This window comes from Testudinibacter sp. P17/SS/0325 (assembly GCF_053570765.1).
In genome coordinates this window covers 2,181,518-2,200,465 of the sequence record NZ_CM131635.1, presented here as the reverse complement: position 1 = coordinate 2,200,465, position 18,948 = coordinate 2,181,518, and the positions used below count along the sequence as shown (strand labels likewise).

At 46.7% G+C, this 18,948-nt stretch carries 21 protein-coding genes; 10 read left to right on the top strand and 11 right to left on the bottom strand.

Features of this window, described 5'->3' with window-relative positions:
* From ACWA50_RS10525 to ACWA50_RS10515, 3 genes are all read left to right on the top strand, one after another.
* Entirely contained in the window at positions 1-759 is a 759-nt protein-coding gene (locus ACWA50_RS10525) for a hypothetical protein (RefSeq protein ID WP_431052316.1), read from the top strand.
* A gap of 224 nt (positions 760-983) precedes the next feature.
* Complete coding sequence (locus ACWA50_RS10520; protein ID WP_431052314.1) at positions 984-1,616, top strand: glutathione binding-like protein; 633 nt, start codon at positions 984-986, stop codon at positions 1,614-1,616.
* Between the two features lie 7 nt (positions 1,617-1,623).
* Positions 1,624-2,097, top strand: coding sequence for a ClpXP protease specificity-enhancing factor (locus tag ACWA50_RS10515; protein WP_431052312.1), 474 nt, complete (start codon positions 1,624-1,626; stop codon positions 2,095-2,097).
* Between the two features lie 63 nt (positions 2,098-2,160).
* Here ACWA50_RS10515 and cueR read toward each other — a convergent pair whose 3' ends face one another.
* Positions 2,161-2,565: a Cu(I)-responsive transcriptional regulator gene (cueR, locus tag ACWA50_RS10510; RefSeq protein WP_431052310.1), complete on the bottom strand. Its 405-nt coding sequence runs from the start codon at positions 2,563-2,565 to the stop codon at positions 2,161-2,163.
* Positions 2,566-2,662: 97 nt separating this feature from the next.
* Here cueR and ACWA50_RS10505 point away from each other — a divergent pair, with 97 nt between their 5' ends.
* Entirely contained in the window at positions 2,663-5,386 is a 2,724-nt protein-coding gene (locus tag ACWA50_RS10505; protein WP_431052308.1) for a cation transporter, read from the top strand.
* A gap of 37 nt (positions 5,387-5,423) precedes the next feature.
* On the opposite strand, the gene ACWA50_RS10500 is transcribed toward ACWA50_RS10505, so the two are convergent.
* Genes ACWA50_RS10500 through prmB form a run of 5 tightly spaced genes read right to left on the bottom strand, consistent with a single transcriptional unit; the run spans position 5,424 to position 8,527 of the window.
* Positions 5,424-5,720 carry a YciI family protein gene (locus ACWA50_RS10500; protein ID WP_431052306.1) on the bottom strand — a complete coding sequence of 99 codons (297 nt, stop codon included), beginning with the start codon at positions 5,718-5,720 and terminating at the stop codon, positions 5,424-5,426.
* 10 nt (positions 5,721-5,730) lie between these two features.
* Positions 5,731-6,222 (bottom strand): acyl-CoA thioester hydrolase YciA, encoded by a 492-nt coding sequence (gene yciA, locus ACWA50_RS10495; protein ID WP_431052304.1) that lies wholly within the window; start codon positions 6,220-6,222, stop codon positions 5,731-5,733.
* Between the two features lie 12 nt (positions 6,223-6,234).
* The gene (locus ACWA50_RS10490; RefSeq protein ID WP_431052302.1) at positions 6,235-6,786 is read right to left on the bottom strand and encodes a septation protein A; all 552 of its coding nucleotides are present in this window, start codon (positions 6,784-6,786) and stop codon (positions 6,235-6,237) included.
* Complete coding sequence (locus ACWA50_RS10485) at positions 6,783-7,520, bottom strand: hypothetical protein (RefSeq protein ID WP_431052300.1); 738 nt, start codon at positions 7,518-7,520, stop codon at positions 6,783-6,785. Before ACWA50_RS10485 ends, ACWA50_RS10490 begins: the two co-directional genes overlap by 4 nt.
* A gap of 44 nt (positions 7,521-7,564) precedes the next feature.
* Positions 7,565-8,527 (bottom strand): 50S ribosomal protein L3 N(5)-glutamine methyltransferase, encoded by a 963-nt coding sequence (prmB, locus tag ACWA50_RS10480; RefSeq protein ID WP_431052298.1) that lies wholly within the window; start codon positions 8,525-8,527, stop codon positions 7,565-7,567.
* Positions 8,528-8,763: 236 nt separating this feature from the next.
* Here prmB and smrB point away from each other — a divergent pair, with 236 nt between their 5' ends.
* Complete coding sequence (gene smrB, locus ACWA50_RS10475) at positions 8,764-9,279, top strand: endonuclease SmrB (protein ID WP_431052296.1); 516 nt, start codon at positions 8,764-8,766, stop codon at positions 9,277-9,279.
* Between the two features lie 86 nt (positions 9,280-9,365).
* On the opposite strand, the gene cdd is transcribed toward smrB, so the two are convergent.
* From cdd to potA, 4 genes are all read right to left on the bottom strand, one after another.
* The gene (gene cdd, locus ACWA50_RS10470; protein WP_431052294.1) at positions 9,366-10,286 is read right to left on the bottom strand and encodes a cytidine deaminase; all 921 of its coding nucleotides are present in this window, start codon (positions 10,284-10,286) and stop codon (positions 9,366-9,368) included.
* A gap of 137 nt (positions 10,287-10,423) precedes the next feature.
* A complete protein-coding gene (gene potC, locus ACWA50_RS10465) occupies positions 10,424-11,188 on the bottom strand; it encodes a spermidine/putrescine ABC transporter permease PotC (RefSeq protein ID WP_431052292.1) in 765 nt (254 codons plus the stop codon).
* On the bottom strand, positions 11,188-12,048 hold the full coding sequence (gene potB / locus ACWA50_RS10460; RefSeq protein ID WP_431052290.1) for a spermidine/putrescine ABC transporter permease PotB: 861 nt from the start codon (positions 12,046-12,048) through the stop codon (positions 11,188-11,190). Before potB ends, potC begins: the two co-directional genes overlap by 1 nt.
* The gene (gene potA, locus ACWA50_RS10455; protein ID WP_431052288.1) at positions 12,029-13,147 is read right to left on the bottom strand and encodes a spermidine/putrescine ABC transporter ATP-binding protein PotA; all 1,119 of its coding nucleotides are present in this window, start codon (positions 13,145-13,147) and stop codon (positions 12,029-12,031) included. The genes potB and potA overlap by 20 nt, the downstream gene beginning before the upstream one ends.
* Before the next feature lie 314 nt (positions 13,148-13,461).
* Here potA and ribH point away from each other — a divergent pair, with 314 nt between their 5' ends.
* From ribH to ACWA50_RS10430, 5 genes are read left to right on the top strand one after another with little or no spacing between them, the layout of a single operon-like run.
* Positions 13,462-13,935 carry a 6,7-dimethyl-8-ribityllumazine synthase gene (gene ribH, locus ACWA50_RS10450; RefSeq protein WP_431052286.1) on the top strand — a complete coding sequence of 158 codons (474 nt, stop codon included), beginning with the start codon at positions 13,462-13,464 and terminating at the stop codon, positions 13,933-13,935.
* A gap of 10 nt (positions 13,936-13,945) precedes the next feature.
* Positions 13,946-14,362, top strand: coding sequence for a transcription antitermination factor NusB (gene nusB, locus ACWA50_RS10445; RefSeq protein WP_431052284.1), 417 nt, complete (start codon positions 13,946-13,948; stop codon positions 14,360-14,362).
* 37 nt (positions 14,363-14,399) lie between these two features.
* Entirely contained in the window at positions 14,400-15,404 is a 1,005-nt protein-coding gene (gene thiL, locus ACWA50_RS10440) for a thiamine-phosphate kinase (protein ID WP_431052282.1), read from the top strand.
* 11 nt (positions 15,405-15,415) lie between these two features.
* A complete protein-coding gene (locus ACWA50_RS10435) occupies positions 15,416-15,919 on the top strand; it encodes a phosphatidylglycerophosphatase A family protein (protein ID WP_431052280.1) in 504 nt (167 codons plus the stop codon).
* A gap of 11 nt (positions 15,920-15,930) precedes the next feature.
* A complete protein-coding gene (locus ACWA50_RS10430; RefSeq protein ID WP_431052278.1) occupies positions 15,931-16,563 on the top strand; it encodes a LysE family transporter in 633 nt (210 codons plus the stop codon).
* A gap of 371 nt (positions 16,564-16,934) precedes the next feature.
* Here the strand turns inward: ACWA50_RS10430 and dxs are convergent, their stop codons facing one another.
* Positions 16,935-18,794 carry a 1-deoxy-D-xylulose-5-phosphate synthase gene (gene dxs, locus ACWA50_RS10425; protein WP_431052276.1) on the bottom strand — a complete coding sequence of 620 codons (1,860 nt, stop codon included), beginning with the start codon at positions 18,792-18,794 and terminating at the stop codon, positions 16,935-16,937.
* Positions 18,795-18,948: the final 154 nt, after the last annotated feature.

Genomic DNA, 18,948 nt, shown 5'->3' with positions numbered 1-18,948 from the left:
ATGAAAAAATTGTTAACTACCGTTTTATTGGGTGCTAGCGTATTGGCTGTGACTGCATGTGACGACAAACAAGTGCAAGATGTTAAAAATACCGTAGCGGAAGCGAAGCAAGATGTTGTTGATACCGCAACTCAAGCAAAAGAGGCTGTCGTTGAAAAAGCAACTGAAGCGAAAGAAGTGGTTGCGGAAAAAGCGACGGATGTGAAAGATTCGGTGGCAGGCGCTGCAACGGATGTTAAAGAAGCGGCTGCGGCAAAAGTTGAAGAAGTGAAAGAATCTGTCAACAACGTTGTAGAAGATGCGAAAAAATCCATTGATAACACGGTTGAAAGTGCAAAAGGCGCAATGGACGGAGCTAAAGAATCCGTTAATCAAGCCACTGCGGACGCGATGAACGCAGTTGAGAAAACCCAAGCGGAAGCCGCTTCCGCAGTTGAAAATGCACAGCAAAGCGCACAGCAAACAGCGGCACAAGCGGTAGATTCGGCGAAAGAACAGGCTCAAGCGGCACAAGAAAGTGCGGCAGCCGTTGCAACTGACGCAAAAGAAGCGGTTGCGGAAAAAGCGGCTTCAGCACAAGAAAGTGTTGCGGCAACAGTAAGCGACGCTAAAGCGACTGTGGTAGAGAAAGCCGCGGAAGCGAAAGAAAGCGTGACTGCGACAGCGACTGAAGCGCAAGCAACTGTCGCCGAGAAAGCTGACGAAGCAAAAGAAAGCATGAATAAATTATTAGATCAAACTAAGCCGGAAACGAAATAATTCATTGTTGATCATATAAAATCAACCTCTATCTTTCGGATAGAGGTTTTTTTTATTTTCTAAAACAAGGCGATACCAATCAAAGTGCGGTTTTTTTAGAAAAATGGTAATGCTTTATGCTATAATACTCGCCTTATTTTGAATCGGGTCCTGCAAAGACGCGATTTTGTCACGATAATGTAAAGAAAACAGCGCAATAGATAAGAACAAGTGCGGAGAAAGGCATGATAGCAGCTAACAAACGTTCAATTATTACTCTTTTTTATGATGAAACCAGTTTGGGTTCGCAGCAAGTCAGAATGGTTTTGGCAGAAAAAGAAGTCCCGCATGAGCAGGAATTGATCCTGTCCGGCACGATTAATGAGGACTTTTTAGAATTAGGCACTAACGGGGAGTTGCCGACCCTGGTGGATCGCGATTTGGTGTTGTTCAAACCGCGTATTATTTTAGAGTATCTGGATGAGCGCTTTCCGCACCCGCCGTTAATGCCGGTTTACCCGGTCGATCGCGCTAAATCCCGTTTATTAATGCACCGCATTGAACAAGACTGGTTTTCAGTGATCGAGCAGGCAGAGCGTTTGCCGGAAGCGGAAAAATTGCAAATGTTGAATAATTTGAAAGATGAAATTTTAGCGTTTGGTCCGATTTTCGCCCAGAAGCCGTATTTCTTAAGCGAAGCGTTCAGCTTGGTGGATTGCTATATCGCACCGATTCTCTATCGTTTGCAAAGCTATGATTTGAAATTTACCGGTGCCGGCAGCAAAGCAATTAAAAACTATATGGATACGGTCTTTGAGCGTCCGTGTTTTGAAGTATCGTTGCAAAGCAGTCCGCAGAAAATCATCGCGGAAAAGTAGGTTTGAGATGACAAAATCCATGTTTGGTGCAAAGCGTCCTTATTTACTCCGCGCTTATTACGATTGGTTGTTGGATAACGACTTGACGCCTTATTTGGTGGTAGATGCCTATTATCCAAATACCATTGTGCCGGATGATTTTGTGAAAGACGGGCAAATCGTGCTCAATATTTCCCCCAATGCCTGTGGTAATTTACAATTAGGCAATGACAAAATTCTGTTTAACGCGCGTTTTCAAGGTTTGCCGCGTGATATTAGCGTGCCGCTCGGCGCCGTGGTGGCGATTTATGCACGCGAGAATGGCGACGGCGTGATGTTTGAACCCGAATTGATCTATGAACGGGAGCTGGAGCAAAGCTTAGGGGATTTAGTTGAACAACCGTCCGGCTTTAGCGAGGCGGTGGATAAACCACTAAAAACAACGCGCGAAGATAAAGCCAAAACAAAGCGCTCTACTTCACACCTGAAAATTGTCAAATAACGCATTTCGCTTACCTCAAACCGCACTTTAATCTGTGATCAGATCGACAAAGTGCGGTTTGTTCTATCCGGCACAATCGTTTTTTCCACTTAACGAATCAATAATCGGGCATTGGCTTTGTTCGTCCCCGGGACACTCGGCGGCGAGGGATTCCAGTTGGGTTTTCATTGCTTGCAGCTGTAAAATTTGTTGTTCGATATGTGCGATTTTATCCAAGGTGCGCTGCTTGATCTCACTACTGTGGCGACTTGGATTTAGATAAAGTTCCAATAATTCTTTGGATTCCGGCAAAGAGAATCCGATACTGCGCGAACGGCGCAGAAAGGTCAATTCGTCGATGTGGCGAATATCATATTGGCGATAGCCGTTTATTCCGCGTTCAGGCGGACTGATGATGTTTTTACTTTCATAAAAACGGATCGTTTTGGCAGTTAATCCGGTAATTTGTGCGATTTGCTTGATATTCATAAAAAACAGCTTGACCTTATCGTTAGGGGAAGGTTTATTCTAACGCCAAGATTCATTCGATTCAAATAGCAAGAGATAAACAGATAGGAGAAGATTCATGTCAAAGATTATCTTGGGGCTGCAACAGCTGTCGTGCCAAAACTGTGTGCGCCATGTGAAACAGAATTTAAGTCAAGTCAGTGGGGTTGATACGGTTAAAGTCAACTTGCATTACGCAGAGGTGAGCGGCTCGGCGGAGAGCGAAACCTTGATTCAAGCGGTTGCGGCTGCAGGTTATCAGGCGAGTGCCAATCCGCAACCGCACTTCACTTTGGCACTGAGCGGCTTGTCGTGTCAGCATTGTGTCAAATCGTTGGATAAAGCACTGGGCGAATGTGATCCGGAGCTCATTTACAGCCTAAGTCTGAATGAATTGTCGGTTTATGCCGACAGCGATCCGCAAGCCTTGATTCAAGTGGTGGAAGAGGCTGGTTATCATGCCGCGCTTGTTTCTGAATCGGCAGAGGAAGCGCGCGACCCAAAAATTGAACTACTGCCCAGCGAACCGAAAGATACAGCGGAAAAACCGGATTCTGATCAAGGGGTAGTAGGCGAGCAAGATCAGAATCAAACGGTCACCCAGCTGTTGTTAAGCGGCATGACCTGTGCCAGTTGCGTGTTAAAAGTTGAAAAAGCCTTGGAAGCCGTTGATCCGAAAGCTAAAGTCAGCGTGAATTTAGCCGATAACAGCGCCTTGGTTTATGGCGATGTTAACCGCGGTGATTTAATTCGAGCAGTCGAAAATATCGGTTATGGTGCGGAGGTGGTTGAAGATCAGCAATTGCGACGGGAAAAGCAACAGCAACATACCGAAGATGAAATCAAACAACGCAAATGGCAGGCGATTGTCGCTTTGCTCTTTGGCTTTGGCTTGATGTTTTGGGGATTTTTCAACGGCATGGCTGTGACGCCAAGTACTCAATTCGGTTGGATCTTGGTCGGGCTATTGAGTGCGGCAATCATGGCATTCAGCGGACGGCATTTTTTTATCAGTGCGTGGCGTAATCTCAAACACGGCAATGCCACCATGGACACCTTGGTCGCCTTGGGAACCGGTGTTGCTTGGTTATTTTCGATGGCAATCGCGCTGTTTCCGGGCTTTTTTCCTGACAATGCGCGCCATCTCTATTTTGAAGCCAGCTTGATGATTATCGGTTTGGTTAGTTTAGGCAAAATGCTGGAAACCAAAGCCAAACAACGCTCTTCGCATGCATTGGAGAAATTGCTGGATTTGACACCGCCTAGCGTCACTGTGATAACGGAACAAGGTGAAACGGAATTGCCGTTGCAGCAAGTGAAAAGCGGGATGTTAATCCGCCTGAAAACCGGTGATCGTGTGGCGGTTGATGGCGTGGTGGTGAGCGGTGAAGCCTGGCTGGATGAATCGATGTTGACCGGCGAACCGTTGGCGGTGAATAAAACGGCGGGCGATCAAGTCAAAGCGGGCACTATTGTCGATAACGGCAGTTTACGTTTTGAGGCAACCCAAGTCGGGGAACAAACCGTATTGGCAAATATCATCAAATTAGTGCGTCAGGCGCAGAGCAGTAAGCCGCAAATTGCCAAATTAGCGGATAAAGTCGCTTCGGTATTTGTGCCGGTAGTGGTGGCAATTGCGATTGTGGCGGCATTAGTGTGGTATGTTATCGGACCGGAGCCAAAACTGGCGCATTCGTTGGTGGTATTGACCACGGTATTAATTATCGCCTGCCCCTGTGCATTAGGCTTGGCAACGCCGATGTCGGTGATTGCCTCGGTTTCCCGTGCGGCGGAATTGGGGATTTTGGTACGGGACGCCGATGCCTTGCAGAAAGCGGCGAACGTTAATATTGTGGTTTTTGATAAAACCGGCACGCTGACCGAAGGTAAACCGAAGCTGACCGCACTTTATCCGGCGACCGGACAGAATGAGACGGATTTATTGCGGTGGGCAGCCAGTTTGGAAAAATACGCCAACCACCCGCTAACGAAGGCTTTGCTAGACGCTGAATTGATACAAAATGTACAGTTAAACGACGTTGAGGCGTTTATGACCTTAAAAGGCATGGGGGTCAGTGGAAAAATTCATGGGCAACAGCTTTATCTCGGTAATTTGACATTAATGAACTTGCAAAACATTGTCATTCCGACAGCAATGACGGAAAAAGCAAGCCGTGAAAGTCGAGCCGGCGGCACCGTGCTGTACTTGGCGAAAAATGGCGAATTTGTCGGTTTTATGGTGGTGAAAGATCAAATCCGTGCCGAAAGCCCAAGTGCGGTCAAACAGTTGCAACAAGCCGGTTACCGCACCGTGATGTTGACCGGTGATCAGCAGCAAACCGCAGAAGCGGTGGCGAAACAACTGGGGATCGATCAAGTGGTTGCCGGTGTATTGCCGCAAGGAAAAGTGGACGTTATCCGCAAGCTGCAGCAACAGGGCTATAACGTGGCAATGGTCGGTGACGGCATTAATGACGCGCCCGCCTTGGCGTTGGCAGATGTCAGTATTGCGATTGCCAGCGGCAGCGATGTGGCGATTGAAACGGCGGATTTGACCTTAATGCGCCACAGTATTGACGCCGTGTCTGATGTATTGTCGTTGTCACAGGCAAGCATACGCAACATCAAACAGAACTTGCTCGGCGCATTCATCTATAACAGCTTGGGAATTCCAGTTGCCGCCGGGGTGTTATATCCCTTCTTTGGGGTCTTGCTCAATCCGGTTTTTGCCGGGGCGGCGATGGCGCTCTCTTCGATTACCGTGGTCAGCAACGCCAACCGCTTACTGAAATTCAAGCCTTAGCATAAAAAAGAGGTTGGAATCCCAACCTCTTTGCCAGCTAAAATACGCGTTTAAATGGTTTTACCACCACATCGCCATAGACACCGGCGGCAATGTACGGATCTTCGCTTGCCCATTGTTTGGCTTGCTCAAGGCTGTCAAACTGGGCGATCACGGTTGAACCGGTAAAACCGGCCTCGCCCGGGTTTTCATCATCGATCGCCGGATTCGGACCGGCTGTCAGCAGGCGGTTTTCCGCTTGTAAGGCATGCAAACGTTGCAAATGTTGTTCACGAACGGCTAAACGTTGTTGTAACGTGTCAGGTTTATCTTGTGCGAAAATAACGTAGTACATCGGTTTCCCCTTATTTTGTTTGATTGGCTTGATATTCTTGTAGTTCTAAAATCGCTTTTTCCAATTCCGGATTATTGACTTTCGGAATCGCTTTCGGACGCCCGTTTTGATCAATCGCAACGAAGGTAAAGACCGCGTCGGTGACACAGTAGCGTTCATTAAACGGCTCGGTGGAGACTTTTTTCACCCACACTTCCACTTCGATTTTAATTGAGCTGTTGCCGACTTTGACACAGCGTCCGTAGCAACAAATCACATCCCCGACCGAAACCGGGCGGATAAAGTTGATCTTATCGACTGACACCGTCACCACTTTGCCTTGTGCGATTTCTTTTGCCATGATGGCGCCGCCAATATCCATTTGCGACATAATCCAGCCGCCGAAAATATCCCCGTTGGCGTTAGTGTCAGACGGCATAGCGAGTGTGCGCAGCAATAAGCGCCCTTTAGAAATGCGCCCCGGATTGGCACCAAGTGCGGTTTCAACAAATTCGTGTTCCATGATTTCTTCCAATTATTTATTGTTCGTTTGTTCGTTCTCTTTCGGCAAATAACGATAGAGATAGACCCCGGTGATCACGGTGGCGACTAACGTCATACCGATCACACCAAAGACTTTAAAGGTTGCCCAAGCGTCGTCCGACATATAATGGCTGATATACAAATTCGCCAACATACACAGAATAAAAAATAACGCCCAGCCCAGATTTAAATTATTCCATACAAACTGCGGCAGTTGGATTTCTTTACCGAGCAGGCTTTTTACCAGAGGTTTTTTAAAGCCATATTGGCTGACCAGCAAGATAATGGCAAACAGGGCGTATACCATCGTTACTTTCCATTTCAGAAATTCTAAGTCGTTAAAATACACCGTTAATAAGCCAAAAAAGACCACCGCCGCCGCCATGATTTTTTGCTGTTTTTCAATCCCGCCGAATTTAAATTTTAAAATCAGCATTTGGGCGATCGTCGCCGCAATCAGGGTAATCGCACCGGCTTGAATGCCGTAAATTTTATAGGCGGCAAAAAACAGGATTAAAGGGATAAATTCAAGTATTTGTTTCATTGAAACTTCCGTAAGATATTTTTATCGATAAACAATTGGTAAAAACGGTAGGTAAATACCACCGTGAAAATGCTGATTGCCGCTGTAATAATAGAACTCAAAAATATCACAAACAGCGAATTGCCTAAATTAGCTAATTGTAGCGATACCAATAAAGGTAAAATATAGGTTGCCAACACTAATAAAAACAACGGAAACACCCGTTTACCGCTGTTCAGCCAGACTAATTTCAAGGCTTCGCCAATCGTACCGTTTTCAATAATATAGGCAAATTGCGCCAGAAAAAGACGCAGGAATAAGTAGCCGCCGACACAGAATGACAATAAAGCAATAATACCGACATTCGGGGCGGAAAAGCTGGTGATACCCAGACTGATCGGCAGTACGCTGATGATATTCAAAACCACAAAAGGAATGATTTTGCCAAGCGAAAGGTTAAGTGCGGTAGCGAAATTAGCAGCCTGTCCCTTGCTGATTTGAATAATCAGGTTTAACAGCCATAAGACCAGCAATAAGCTGATGATATGCGCTGCAATCGTCAGCATTAAACTGGTGCCGTTGATACGGTATTCCGCGTCGTTCAATACGGCGATCGGCGGCTGCAGAGAACTTAAGATCAGTTGGGTGGCGAGGTTGTTGATAACAAACAGCGCCATCACCGTAATCAATAAGGGTTTCTGGTTAATCAGAAAATTCAAGCTATCTTGAAAGATTTTTGTAAAATTTACGGGCATAAAACGTCCTACGACAAAAAAGCACTCGGTGTAACAAAATTAGATTATTTATATTGGGCAAACAGTTCTTGATTGGCTAACAACTGCGTTTTAGTGAGAGAGAAAACGCCGTCGCCGCCGCGTTCAAACTGAATCCAGTTAAACGGTACCGTCGGGAATTGTTCGATCAAATGCACCATACTATTGCCGACTTCACACACCAATACACCGTTATCGGTTAAATAGTCGGCGGCATTTGCCAAAATCCGTTTTGCCAGAATCAAGCCGTCGTCGCCTGCCTCAAGTGCCAACATCGGCTCATGGTAAAACTCCGCCGGCATTTCATCCAAATCTTCCGCATCGACATACGGCGGATTGGTGACGATTAAATTATATTGATCCTGCGGCAAGGCGCTGAACAGATCCGACTGAATCGGGAAAACATGGTGCAGTGCATTGTGGCGTTCAATATTGATTTCAGTCACTTGTAGCGCCTCGAGCGACAGATCGACCGCGTCAATTTCCGCATGCGGGAATTTCACTGAGCAGGCAATCGCAATGCAACCGCTGCCGGTGCACATATCCAAAATCCGTTGCGGTTCTTCTTTCAGCAAGCCGGTGAAACCATTTTGAATCAGCTCCCCAATCGGCGAACGCGGTACAATCACGCGTTCATCGACATAAAACTCCAAGCCGCAGAACCACGCGTTGTGAGTCAAATAGGCTACCGGTTTGCGCGTTTCAATCCGCTGAACAATCATGCCGAATAATTTTTGTTTTTCATAGTGCGTCAGGTTTGAAGTATACAGTTCGGCGGGCAGATCGTGCGGCAAATGCAATGTCGCCAATACCAATTGAACGGCTTCATCCCAAGCATTGTCCTGCCCGTGTCCGTAAAAAATATCCGAGGCATTGAAACAGCTATAACTCCAACGCAAAAAATCTTGAATGGTTTTGAGATCATCTTGATTAGCCGAAAGCGAAATCTCTTCCACCAAATCGGCATTATATGTCATATTTTCGAGCATAAATCGGGCTGCCTTGTTAAAACAAAATCGAAGGCTATTTATATCATATTTTATTAATCTCGTCATGAGGTGTTGGACTGTGTCTCACTGTCTTCAATAATAAAGAACCTAGGTTTGCAATAAAATGCCAAATCACGCAGAATAACAACGATTACGATTTGAGTAAGTGTTTACTGTGTCGTTTCAGTGGATTCAGAAAGGCATAACCGCATAGAACATAAGGGGATAATGGCATAATGGCATTGGAACAAGAAGACATCGCTCTTTTTCACGAGCAAATTAAAGGGGCGAAGCGCTTAAGACAGGATACCTACGTTGCGCCTCGGCTGAAATCCAAACACAAACGGCAGTATAAAGAATTGGTGCGGCAGCAGGACAATCTGTTCTATTTTTCCGATCAGTACGAGCCGCTGTTGCAAGACGATCAGCAAGTGCGGTATCTGCGCAGCGGGGAAAATTCGCATTTGTTAAAACAACTGCGCCGCGGTGATTTTGAGCCGGAACTGTTTCTCGATCTGCACGGTTTAACCCGCGAGCAAGCCAAAACCGAACTTGCTGCGCTGTTGCACGCCTGCGAAAAAGAGAATATCCATTGTGCCAGCATTATGACCGGTTACGGCACATTTGCTCTGAAACAGCAAATCCCACGCTGGCTGGTGCAACACCCCAAAGTCCGCGCCCTACACCAAGCCCCGAAAGAGTGGGGCGGCGATGCCGCGTTTTTGATTTTGTTTGAAATAGTAGATAAATGATTATAATTGCAAAATAAATAGATTTTCGAGTTATTAAGCAAAAATAAATCTGTTTATCTACTATAAGGTTCTTATAGGAAGATCGATTACTCGATGGAAATATATTGCAACGGCAGTTTACACAAGGTCGCCAATAATTGTTTCGCCATCACTTTTTGGCTGATGTCGGCTTTTTTCTCGATTAATACCGCTCTTTTGATATTTTGTAATTCAAAGCCGTTGAGAATCAGGTTATTAATTGCCACTTGTAATGCCGGTAAACTCGGATTAAACGCGGCGTTTTCCGCATAGCTGCCGATAAAATAGAAATGATCTTCGGTCTCCAGTGCGGCGCCGGCATAGGCTTGGCTGTACGGCGCATGGCTGATGTTAATCGCTTCAAGTGCGGTATCAATCAGTAAATCGTCGGTATTCAATAAGCTTAAGCCATGGTGGCGCGGTGCCAGCAGCAACTCCGTGACATTTAAATCTTGCGGCCCGAAGTGGTTTGGAAGATAACTATGCAATGGATTGTTACTGCTTTGCGGTAAATTGATCACGAGCTTATCAGCCCCGTCCAACTCATTCATAAATTGGCGACAGTGCCCGCACGGCGCATAGTTGACCGAAATCTCATTAATCCCGTTTTCCCCTTGCATCCAAGCGTGGGCAATTGCGCTTTGCTCCGCATGGACGGTTTGTTGCATGCCGGTATCGACAAATTCCATATTGGCACCGAAATAAAAATTGCCGCTGGCGCCAATCGCAATGGCGCCGACATAAAAGCGTGAGATCGGTGCTAACGAATAGGCGGAGGCAATCGGCAAGAGGGCGAGGGAGAGATCGCGTTGGCTTAATTCAAATTTATGGCAGAGATGTTGCACGGTGAAGTGCGGTAAGCGCCCGACAAAACGTTGTTCGGTTAAAATAGTGAAAAGTGTTTTTGCTAATTCTTGGTTCGGTAGTTTGGCGCAAGCAGACCGCACTTTTTCAGAAATATGTAAATTGGAATGATAGTGGTTTGGCATAAGTAATTCTCCATAAATAACAAGCCATGTGAATGTTTATTACTATATTCCAGAATAAACAAAAGATCTTCCTAAGAAGATCTTTTTTGTGAGATTAATCAATTTATTGTGTTATTTGAATCAATTTAGATCATGATTTATTTTTTACGCCCGATAAACAGACTCAGACTGACGAGTAATAGCGATAACAAAATCATTATCGTTGCCAGCGCATTCACTTCCGGCGTAACCCCGGTTTTCACCATCGAGAAGATTTTCAACGGCAGAATTTCATAGCTGACCCCGGTGACAAACGAAGAGACCACCACATCATCCAGGGAAATGGTGAAGCTCAATAGCCAACCGGAGACAATCGCAGGCAACGCCAACGGCAGAATAATTTTACCGAGAATCGTCAGTTCGCCCGCGCCCAGATCTTTCGCCGCTTCCAACATTTTGACATCAAAGCCTTTTAAGCGGGACAGAATCGTCACCACCACATATGGCAGACAGAAAGTGATATGTGCCAGCAATAGCGAAGCAAAGCCCAACTTAATGCTGAACAGCATAAACAATGCCAATAACGAAACCGCCATTACGATATCCGGTGACATCATTACGATAAACAACATCCCGCCGACAAACTTTTTGCCTTTAAATGCGTAGCGATAGAGTGCAATCGCGGTCAAACCGCCGATGACGGTAGCGAAGGTTGCGGCAAAAAAGGCAATCGTTACCGAATGTACGGCGGCTTGGATCAGGGTATCGTTATTGAACAGACGCTCGTACCAGTTCCAGCTGAAGCCTTTCCACGTTAAACCATAGCGGTCGGCATTGAACGAATTGACCACCAGAATAATAATCGGTATATACAAATAGGCATATACCACAAACATAAAACCACTGCGTAGTAAACGACCCATTATTCCAACTCCGGCTTTTTATTCAACAACTTACCTGCACGGTAATAGACATACAACAACAACGCCATCAGAATGGTCAAGCCGATACTGATCGCGGCACCGAACGGCCAGTTGCGCGACACCAAAAACTCACTTTTAATCACGTTACCGACTAATAGCACTTTCGCGCCGCCGAGCAGATCGGCTACATAGAACATGCCCATTGCCGGCAACAATACCAGCAAGCAGCCGGCGATAATGCCCGGCATAGTGAGCGGCAGAATAATCCACACAAAACGCTGTACTGTGCCGGCTCCCAGATCCTTGGCGGCTTCGAGTAAACGTCCGTCCAGTTTTTCAATCGCAGAGTAGAGCGGCAGAATCATAAACGGCAACAGGATATAAACCAAACCGATAATCACCGCCATTTCGGTGTTGATAATCCGAATCGGGCTGTCGATAATGCCCAGTGACATCAGGGCATTGTTCAACACGCCGCGCACGCCTAAGAAAATTTTCATGCCGTAGATCCGAATCAGCGAGTTGGTCCAGAATGGTAAAATCACCATAAACAGCAGAATCGGGCGATATTTGCTCGGCAGTTTGGCAATCATAAACGCAAACGGATAGCCGATCAGCAAACAGATAATCGTTGCCAAGCCCGACATATACAGCGAATTCCACATCACCTGCGCATACAGTGGATCAAACAGCCGTTTGTAGCTGTCTAACGAGAAGGTGAAATCGATCAGATTACTGGTATCACGGGTCAGGAAACTGGTTCCCAACACCAACACATTCGGCACAAGAACAAAGAAAATCAACCAACCGAAAATAATGGCAACGGTGATATTCTGAAAATTACGCGTTGTTATCTTCATCTTCCAACACCACTTCCCAACTTTCAACCCAAGTAATCGCCACTTTTTGATTTAGCGAGTGATCCACGTCCGGATCGTCTTCGTTAAAGAATTCGCTGATGAGCACCATTTTGCCGCTTTCCAACTCAATGGTTGATTCCAGCGTCATGCCTTTGTAGTTGCGTTCGCGCACATAACCGACAATGCCGTTGACCGCTTGGGTTTCGTTGACTTCTTCCAAACGCAAGTCTTCCGGGCGCAGCAACACTTTTAACCGGCTGCCGGCGCTGACGTTTTGCGTAGCGAAAATATCGCAAATCCGCCCTTCCACATTGGCTTTCACCCGTTTTTCGTCTAAGCGTTCAATCACGCTGGCGTCAAAAATATTGATCTCGCCGATAAATTGCGCCACAAACAGATTATTCGGTTCTTCGTAAATTTCGCGCGGCGTGCCGTCTTGCTGCAATTTGCCGGAACGCAGCACAATAATCCGATCGGACATGCTCAAGGCTTCTTCCTGATCGTGGGTCACAAAAATAAAAGTAATGCCCAATTTACGTTGCAACGCTTTCAATTCGTTCTGCATTTGTTTGCGCAGATTGTAATCCAGTGCCGAGAGGGATTCGTCGAGCAGTAAGACTTTCGGCTTGTTTACCACCGCTCTGGCAATCGCCACCCGCTGTTGTTGCCCGCCTGAGAGTTGCGCCGGTTTACGCTCGGCAAATTCCTCCAACTGCACCATACGCAAGGCTTCCAACACCCGCGGCTTAATTTCGCTACTTGGCACGTTCTGCATTTTCAAGCCGAAAGCGACGTTTTCAAAAATCGTCAAGTGCGGGAACAGGGCATAACTTTGGAATACGGTATTCACCGGACGTTGTTCCGCAGGCACTTGACTGATGTCTTGTCCGTCCAGAATAATTTGTCCGCCGTTTAATTCCTCGAAACCGGCGATCAGGCGCAGAATCGTGGTTTTGCCACAACCCGACGGCCCTAATATGGTGATAAATTCGCCATGATTAATGGATAAGTTAAAATCGTTAATAATGGTTTTGCCATCATATTCTTTGCGGATTGATTTCAGCTCAATCACCGGTTTGGTTTTAGCGATGTTTTCCACCAGCTTTGTTTTCCTCCGACCTTACAGCGTTACGGTTACAATAGAACATTAAAGGGCTTGTCTATCTTGCTTACCAATCTTACTTATCAATGGCAGAAGAGAAACAGCCCCCTAAAAAATCAGCGCTAAGAATACCACAATTGGTTTACGGATTGAAAAGGGAAATTAGCCGATTTGACCAAAAAACCGCACTTTATCGCGGAAATAAAAGCAAGGTATAAATATTCAAGAGCAGAGTAAGATTTGCTACTGAACAAAGCAAAATAATATGATAGAATCCGCCCTCGAATTTGCAAACAAAGTATAGGTAGCTTATGAACATTTTAGAAGGCGCGCTGGCAGCGCCAAATGCCAAAATCGCCGTGGTGATTGCCCGTTTTAACAGTTTTATCAATGAAAGTTTACGCGACGGCGCAGTGGACGCGTTAAAACGGATCGGACAAGTAAAAGAAGATAACATCACTTTGGTTTATGTGCCCGGCGCCTATGAATTGCCGTTGGTGGCGCGCCGTTTGGCCGCCGGCAAAAAATTTGATGCGATTGTCGCGTTGGGCACGGTGATTCGCGGCGGCACCGCGCATTTCGAATACGTTGCCGGCGAAGCCAGCAGCGGCTTGGGACAAGTCGCAATGCAAGCGGATATTCCGGTGGCATTCGGCGTATTGACCACCGAAAACATCGAACAAGCGATTGAACGTGCCGGCACAAAAGCGGGCAATAAAGGGGCGGAAGCGGCGTTAGTTGCGTTGGAAATGATCAACTTACTGACTGCAATCGATCAAGCATAAGGATATCGTGATGAGTAAAGTATCTCCACGCCGCCGCGCCAGAGAGTGTGCGGTTCAGGCGTTGTATTCTTGGGCGGTTTCAAAAAATGATATTGCCGAGGTGGAATTGGGGTTTGTCACCGATCAAGAGATGAAAGGTGTTGATATGCCGTATTTCCGCAAATTGTTACAGGGTAGCGCTGAATATAGCGAAGAGCTGGAGCAAATGTTGGCACCGCACTTGGACCGCGGCACCGAAGAGTTGGATCCGATTGAAAAAGCCGTGTTATTAATGGCGGCGTACGAGTTGAAATACCAAGCGGATGTGCCGTATAAAGTGGTGATCAACGAAGCGATTGAAGTGGCGAAAGTATTTGGTGCGGAAGAGAGCCATAAATATATCAACGGGGTGTTGGATAAATTGGCACCGGCATTAAAACGTAAATAATCAACATCCAACAACCTGAAGTGCGGTCGGAGGTAGCATGGAACAGCAGCAAAATAGTGAATTCGATATTATCCGTCAATATTTTAATGCCTCGAGCCGCCCACCGCGCAAAGACGTTGCTTTGGCAATCGGCGATGATTGTGCCATCACCGAGATTAAGGCCAATCAGCGTCTGGCCATCACCACCGATACCTTGGTCGAAGGCATTCATTTTTTCCCGACTATTTCTCCGGCGGATTTAGCCTATAAATCCCTTGCGGTCAACTTGAGTGATCTTGCCGCGATGGGCGCGGAACCGGCGTGGGTCAGCCTCGCGTTGACCTTGCCGAAAATCGATCATGCGTGGTTGAAGGCATTCAGCAATAGCTTTTTCGAAGTATTGGATCATTATAATATTGATCTGATTGGCGGGGATACCACCAAAGGCCCTTTGTCTATCACGATTACTGCGCACGGTTTATTGCCACGCGATAAAGCGTTGTGTCGCCACGGGGCGGAAAAAGGCGATTGGATTTATGTCACGGGTTCGCTTGGCGACAGTGCCGCCGGTTTGCAACTATTGCAGGCAAAAAGTGCGGTACAAAACCGCACTTCGGCGGAGGATTACTTGATTCGGCGCCATTTACGCCCGACCCCGCGCGTTCTATTAGGACAGACTATTGCGCCATATGCCAGTGCGGCGATTGATATTTCCGACGGTTTATTGGCGGATTTGTCGCATATCTTAGCGCGTAGCGATGTCGGCGCCAGTTTAGCCTTGGAAAAATTACCGCTTTCATCGCAATTATGCGAAGCGGTCGGACAGCGGCAGGCGGAAATCTTGGCGCTCACCGGCGGGGAGGATTATGAACTTTGCTTTACCGTCGCCGATAAAAATGGTAGTAAACTGGAGCGTGCGTTAACCCATATCGGTGTTGAGTACACCTGTATCGGGCAAATTCGCAGCAAAAGGATGAATAACCGAATTCGCTTGAAACGGAATGGCGAAAAGGTCGAGTTGCCGCAATATTCGGGATTTGACCATTTTCGTGAGGGCGAATAGGAATAACTGAGATGAACGAAAAGCAATTGGCATTAACCAAAGTCAACATGTCGAATCCGATCCATTTCCTTGCCCTGGGTTTCGGCTCCGGTTTAATTTCCCCGGCTCCCGGCACTTGGGGAACCTTGGCAGGCTGGTTGCTTGGGGTATTGGCACTCCAGTTTATGCCGTCATACTATTTATTGTTTCCTGCCGTTTTGGGGTTTATCTTCGGTATTTATCTGTGCGGCAAAACCGCGGATGATATGGGCGTGCATGATCATGGCGCGATAGTGTGGGATGAAATCGTGGCAATTTGGCTGGTATTGGCGTTTATTCCTGAAACAAGCTGGCTTTGGTACGCCGTCGCTTTTGTTCTGTTCCGCTTGTTTGACATCCTCAAACCGTATCCGATCAAATATTTTGATCATAATGTCGAGAACGGTTTTGGCATTATGCTGGATGATCTACTCGCTGCTATTTATACCATATTTTCCGTGTTATCCCTTTTCTGTGTTGTTCGGATCTATTTCTAATGTTTGCCTTATTGACGAAATTATTTTTTATCCATTTGTTCGCCCTTGCCAGCCCAGGACCGGATTTTTTCTTTGTGATCCGTAAAGCGGTTGCAGAAAATCAGCGAAGTGCGGTTTTGGGGATTCTGGGGATTGTCGCGGCGTTATGTATTTGGTTGCTGGCGAGCCTGCTTGGACTCTCCATCCTGTTTAAACTCTATCCGCCGATTGAAATCGTGATGTTACTGCTTGGTGGGGGCTATCTCGGCTATTTAGGCAGTTTGATGTTGCGCACGCAGGAAAATATCAAATTAGAGCAGATTACCGCCAACGCGGCAGCCGTCAAAAGCCATGATGATTGGATCAATTTTCGTCAAGGTTTTTTGGTTAATCTCTCCAATCCGAAAGCGATGATCTATTTCGGCGGTATTTTTTCGTTGGTGATCGGCAGTATCAACGGCTACGGGCAAGCGGGTATTGTGGCGTTGATGATTTTAATCGAAAGTTTTGTTTATTTTTACTTGGTTTCGCGTATTTTTTCACACCGTAAAGTCAAATCGTTTTACCTCAATTACAGCCGTTATATTGATAATATCTCGGGCGTGGTGTTTATCGGTTTTGGTTTATTGCTGTGGTATAACGCTTATCAATTGGTTATCAACTAAAAGTGCGGTGTAAATAAAAGAAAACCCGATATTCAACAGTGAAATATCGGGGGAGGTCTTACAATAAGTAAAATGTAAAAAGACAACTGCGGTTGCAGTGCACTAGCATTAACTAAGACTGGATCCTTGCCAAAAAGTTCAACTAAAAATAAAAAATTTGTCAGCTTTTTTATTTTTTGATGTTAAATCAACGGGTTGAATTATTTACTTCAAAAGTAAGAGCGGATTCTCTAACCGTCCGAACCGCACTTTGTATTTTCCTTTTTAGATTAAATAGTTATGCCGAATTTCGTAAGCGGGCGGATAGAGAATCCGCCCCTACGCTGCCTAAATCAGTCACCGTTGTCAACAATGTAGGGGCGCTAAATGAATCAAAGTGCGGTTTCGATTTGTTGTTGAATGCCTGCCGTATCTAATTTCAAATCCGCCAAGATTTCCGCTTGTTCGCCTTGCGGGAGGAAATAATCCGGGAAGCCGAGTTGCAGCAAACGCGGTGTTGCGGTTTTATTGCGAATGGCAAGCTGATTTAAATATTCTGCCACTGCGCTGCCTGCGCCGCCTTGAACGGCGTTGTCCTCCACGCTCACTAACAGTTGATGTTGTGCCGCCAGTTGGTCGATCCGGGCAGTGTCGAGCGGTTTGACAAAGCGCATATCTACCACGGTGGCATTTAACGCTTCCGCCGCCGCGACCGCACTTGGCAATAATGTACCGAAGTTCAGAATCGCTACGTTTTGCCCTTGACGGATTAACTTCGATTGCCCGAGCGGAATTTCCGCCAATGGCAGCAATTCACAACCGACACCGGAACCGCGCGGATAGCGCACTGCCGCAGGGGCGTTAAGGCGATAGCCGGTGTAGAGCAGTTGGCGGCACTCGTTTTCATCGCTTGGAGTCATGATCACCATATTCGGGATACAGCGTAAAAAGCTGATGTCGAATGCTCCTTGATGGGTTTGTCCGTCTGCGCCGACCACACCGGCGCGATCAATCGCAAACAATACCGGCAGATTCGGAATTGCCACGTCATGAATCAGTTGATCGTAGGCGCGTTGCAGGAAGGTCGAGTAGATCGCGACTACTGGTTTGTACCCGCCGATGGCAAGTCCTGCGGCAAAAGTCACCGCGTGCTGTTCGGCGATCGCGACATCAAAATATTGCTCGGGGAAACGGTTGGAAAATTCGACCATGCCCGAACCTTCACGCATTGCCGGCGTGATCCCAAGCAATTTTTGATCGCGTGTAGCCATTTCACACAGCCAGTCGCCGAAAATTTTCGAATAGTTCGGAATATCCGCTTTGGATTTGGGTAATGTGCCCAGTGTCGGATCAAATTTCGGGACGCCGTGAAACCCAATCGGATCTTTTTCAGCCGGAGCGTAGCCTTTGCCTTTTTTGGTCATCACGTGCAAGAACTGCGGACCTTTCAGATTACGCATATTTTTCAGGGTTGAAACTAATTCGTCGACATTATGCCCGTCAATCGGACCGATATAATTGAAGCCCAACTCCTCAAACAATGTGCCGCCCGAAACAAAACCTTTCACGTGTTCTTCGGTTTTTTTCATGAATTCTTTAATCGGCGGCAGATTTTCTAAGATTTTTTTGCCGCCTTCGCGAATCGACGAATAGAACGAACCGGATAACAAGCGCGCCAAGTGGTTATTCAATGCACCGACATTTTCCGAAATCGACATTTCGTTATCGTTCAAAATCACCAACATATCGCTGTGCACCGCACCGGCGTGGTTCATTGCTTCAAACGCCATTCCGGCAGTGATGGCGCCGTCGCCGATCACGCATACGGTTTTACGGTTGGCGTTCTCTTTTTCGGCGGCAATCGCAATACCTAAACCGGCACTAATCGAGGTAGAGGAGTGCCCGACCGACAACACGTCATATTCGCTTTCTGCACGCCACGGGAACGGGTGCAAGCCGCCTTTTTGGCGGATCGAGTGCATTTTTTCACGGCGACCGGTCAGGATTTTATGCGGATAGGCTTGATGACCCACATCCCAAATCAATTGATCGAACGGAGTGTGATAAACATAATGCAGGGCAACGGTCAGTTCGACCGTGCCTAAACCGGAAGCGAGGTGTCCGCTGGTGCGGCTGACGGACTCCAACAGAAAACTGCGCAATTCATCACACAGTTGCGGCAGTTGTTCACGCGATAACAGACGTAAATCGTCCGGCGTGTGGATTGAAAATAAAATCGGGTAATGTTGCATGGTTATCATCGATTATTACGTAATCAAAAAAGAACGATCTATTTTAAATGACTACTGATATTTGTTAATTTTCCCTCTCTCCGCAAGCGGAGGGAGGTGTCCGAAGGACGGAGGCATAATTTTATCGGATATTATTTCAATCCCCACCCTCCCC

Coding starts and splice junctions, on each gene's coding strand:
- cdd (WP_431052294.1), bottom strand. CDS start 10,286: ATGCCAAACCACTATCATTCCAATTTACATATTTCTGAAAAAGTGCGG.
- ACWA50_RS10435 (WP_431052280.1), top strand. CDS start 15,416: ATGAACGAAAAGCAATTGGCATTAACCAAAGTCAACATGTCGAATCCG.
- ACWA50_RS10490 (WP_431052302.1), bottom strand. CDS start 6,786: ATGAAACAAATACTTGAATTTATCCCTTTAATCCTGTTTTTTGCCGCC.
- thiL (WP_431052282.1), top strand. CDS start 14,400: ATGGAACAGCAGCAAAATAGTGAATTCGATATTATCCGTCAATATTTT.
- ACWA50_RS10525 (WP_431052316.1), top strand. CDS start 1: ATGAAAAAATTGTTAACTACCGTTTTATTGGGTGCTAGCGTATTGGCT.
- dxs (WP_431052276.1), bottom strand. CDS start 18,794: ATGCAACATTACCCGATTTTATTTTCAATCCACACGCCGGACGATTTA.
- nusB (WP_431052284.1), top strand. CDS start 13,946: ATGAGTAAAGTATCTCCACGCCGCCGCGCCAGAGAGTGTGCGGTTCAG.
- ACWA50_RS10520 (WP_431052314.1), top strand. CDS start 984: ATGATAGCAGCTAACAAACGTTCAATTATTACTCTTTTTTATGATGAA.
- ACWA50_RS10515 (WP_431052312.1), top strand. CDS start 1,624: ATGACAAAATCCATGTTTGGTGCAAAGCGTCCTTATTTACTCCGCGCT.
- yciA (WP_431052304.1), bottom strand. CDS start 6,222: ATGGAACACGAATTTGTTGAAACCGCACTTGGTGCCAATCCGGGGCGC.
- ACWA50_RS10500 (WP_431052306.1), bottom strand. CDS start 5,720: ATGTACTACGTTATTTTCGCACAAGATAAACCTGACACGTTACAACAA.
- ACWA50_RS10505 (WP_431052308.1), top strand. CDS start 2,663: ATGTCAAAGATTATCTTGGGGCTGCAACAGCTGTCGTGCCAAAACTGT.
- ACWA50_RS10485 (WP_431052300.1), bottom strand. CDS start 7,520: ATGCCCGTAAATTTTACAAAAATCTTTCAAGATAGCTTGAATTTTCTG.
- potC (WP_431052292.1), bottom strand. CDS start 11,188: ATGGGTCGTTTACTACGCAGTGGTTTTATGTTTGTGGTATATGCCTAT.
- prmB (WP_431052298.1), bottom strand. CDS start 8,527: ATGCTCGAAAATATGACATATAATGCCGATTTGGTGGAAGAGATTTCG.
- smrB (WP_431052296.1), top strand. CDS start 8,764: ATGGCATTGGAACAAGAAGACATCGCTCTTTTTCACGAGCAAATTAAA.
- cueR (WP_431052310.1), bottom strand. CDS start 2,565: ATGAATATCAAGCAAATCGCACAAATTACCGGATTAACTGCCAAAACG.
- ribH (WP_431052286.1), top strand. CDS start 13,462: ATGAACATTTTAGAAGGCGCGCTGGCAGCGCCAAATGCCAAAATCGCC.
- potB (WP_431052290.1), bottom strand. CDS start 12,048: ATGAAGATAACAACGCGTAATTTTCAGAATATCACCGTTGCCATTATT.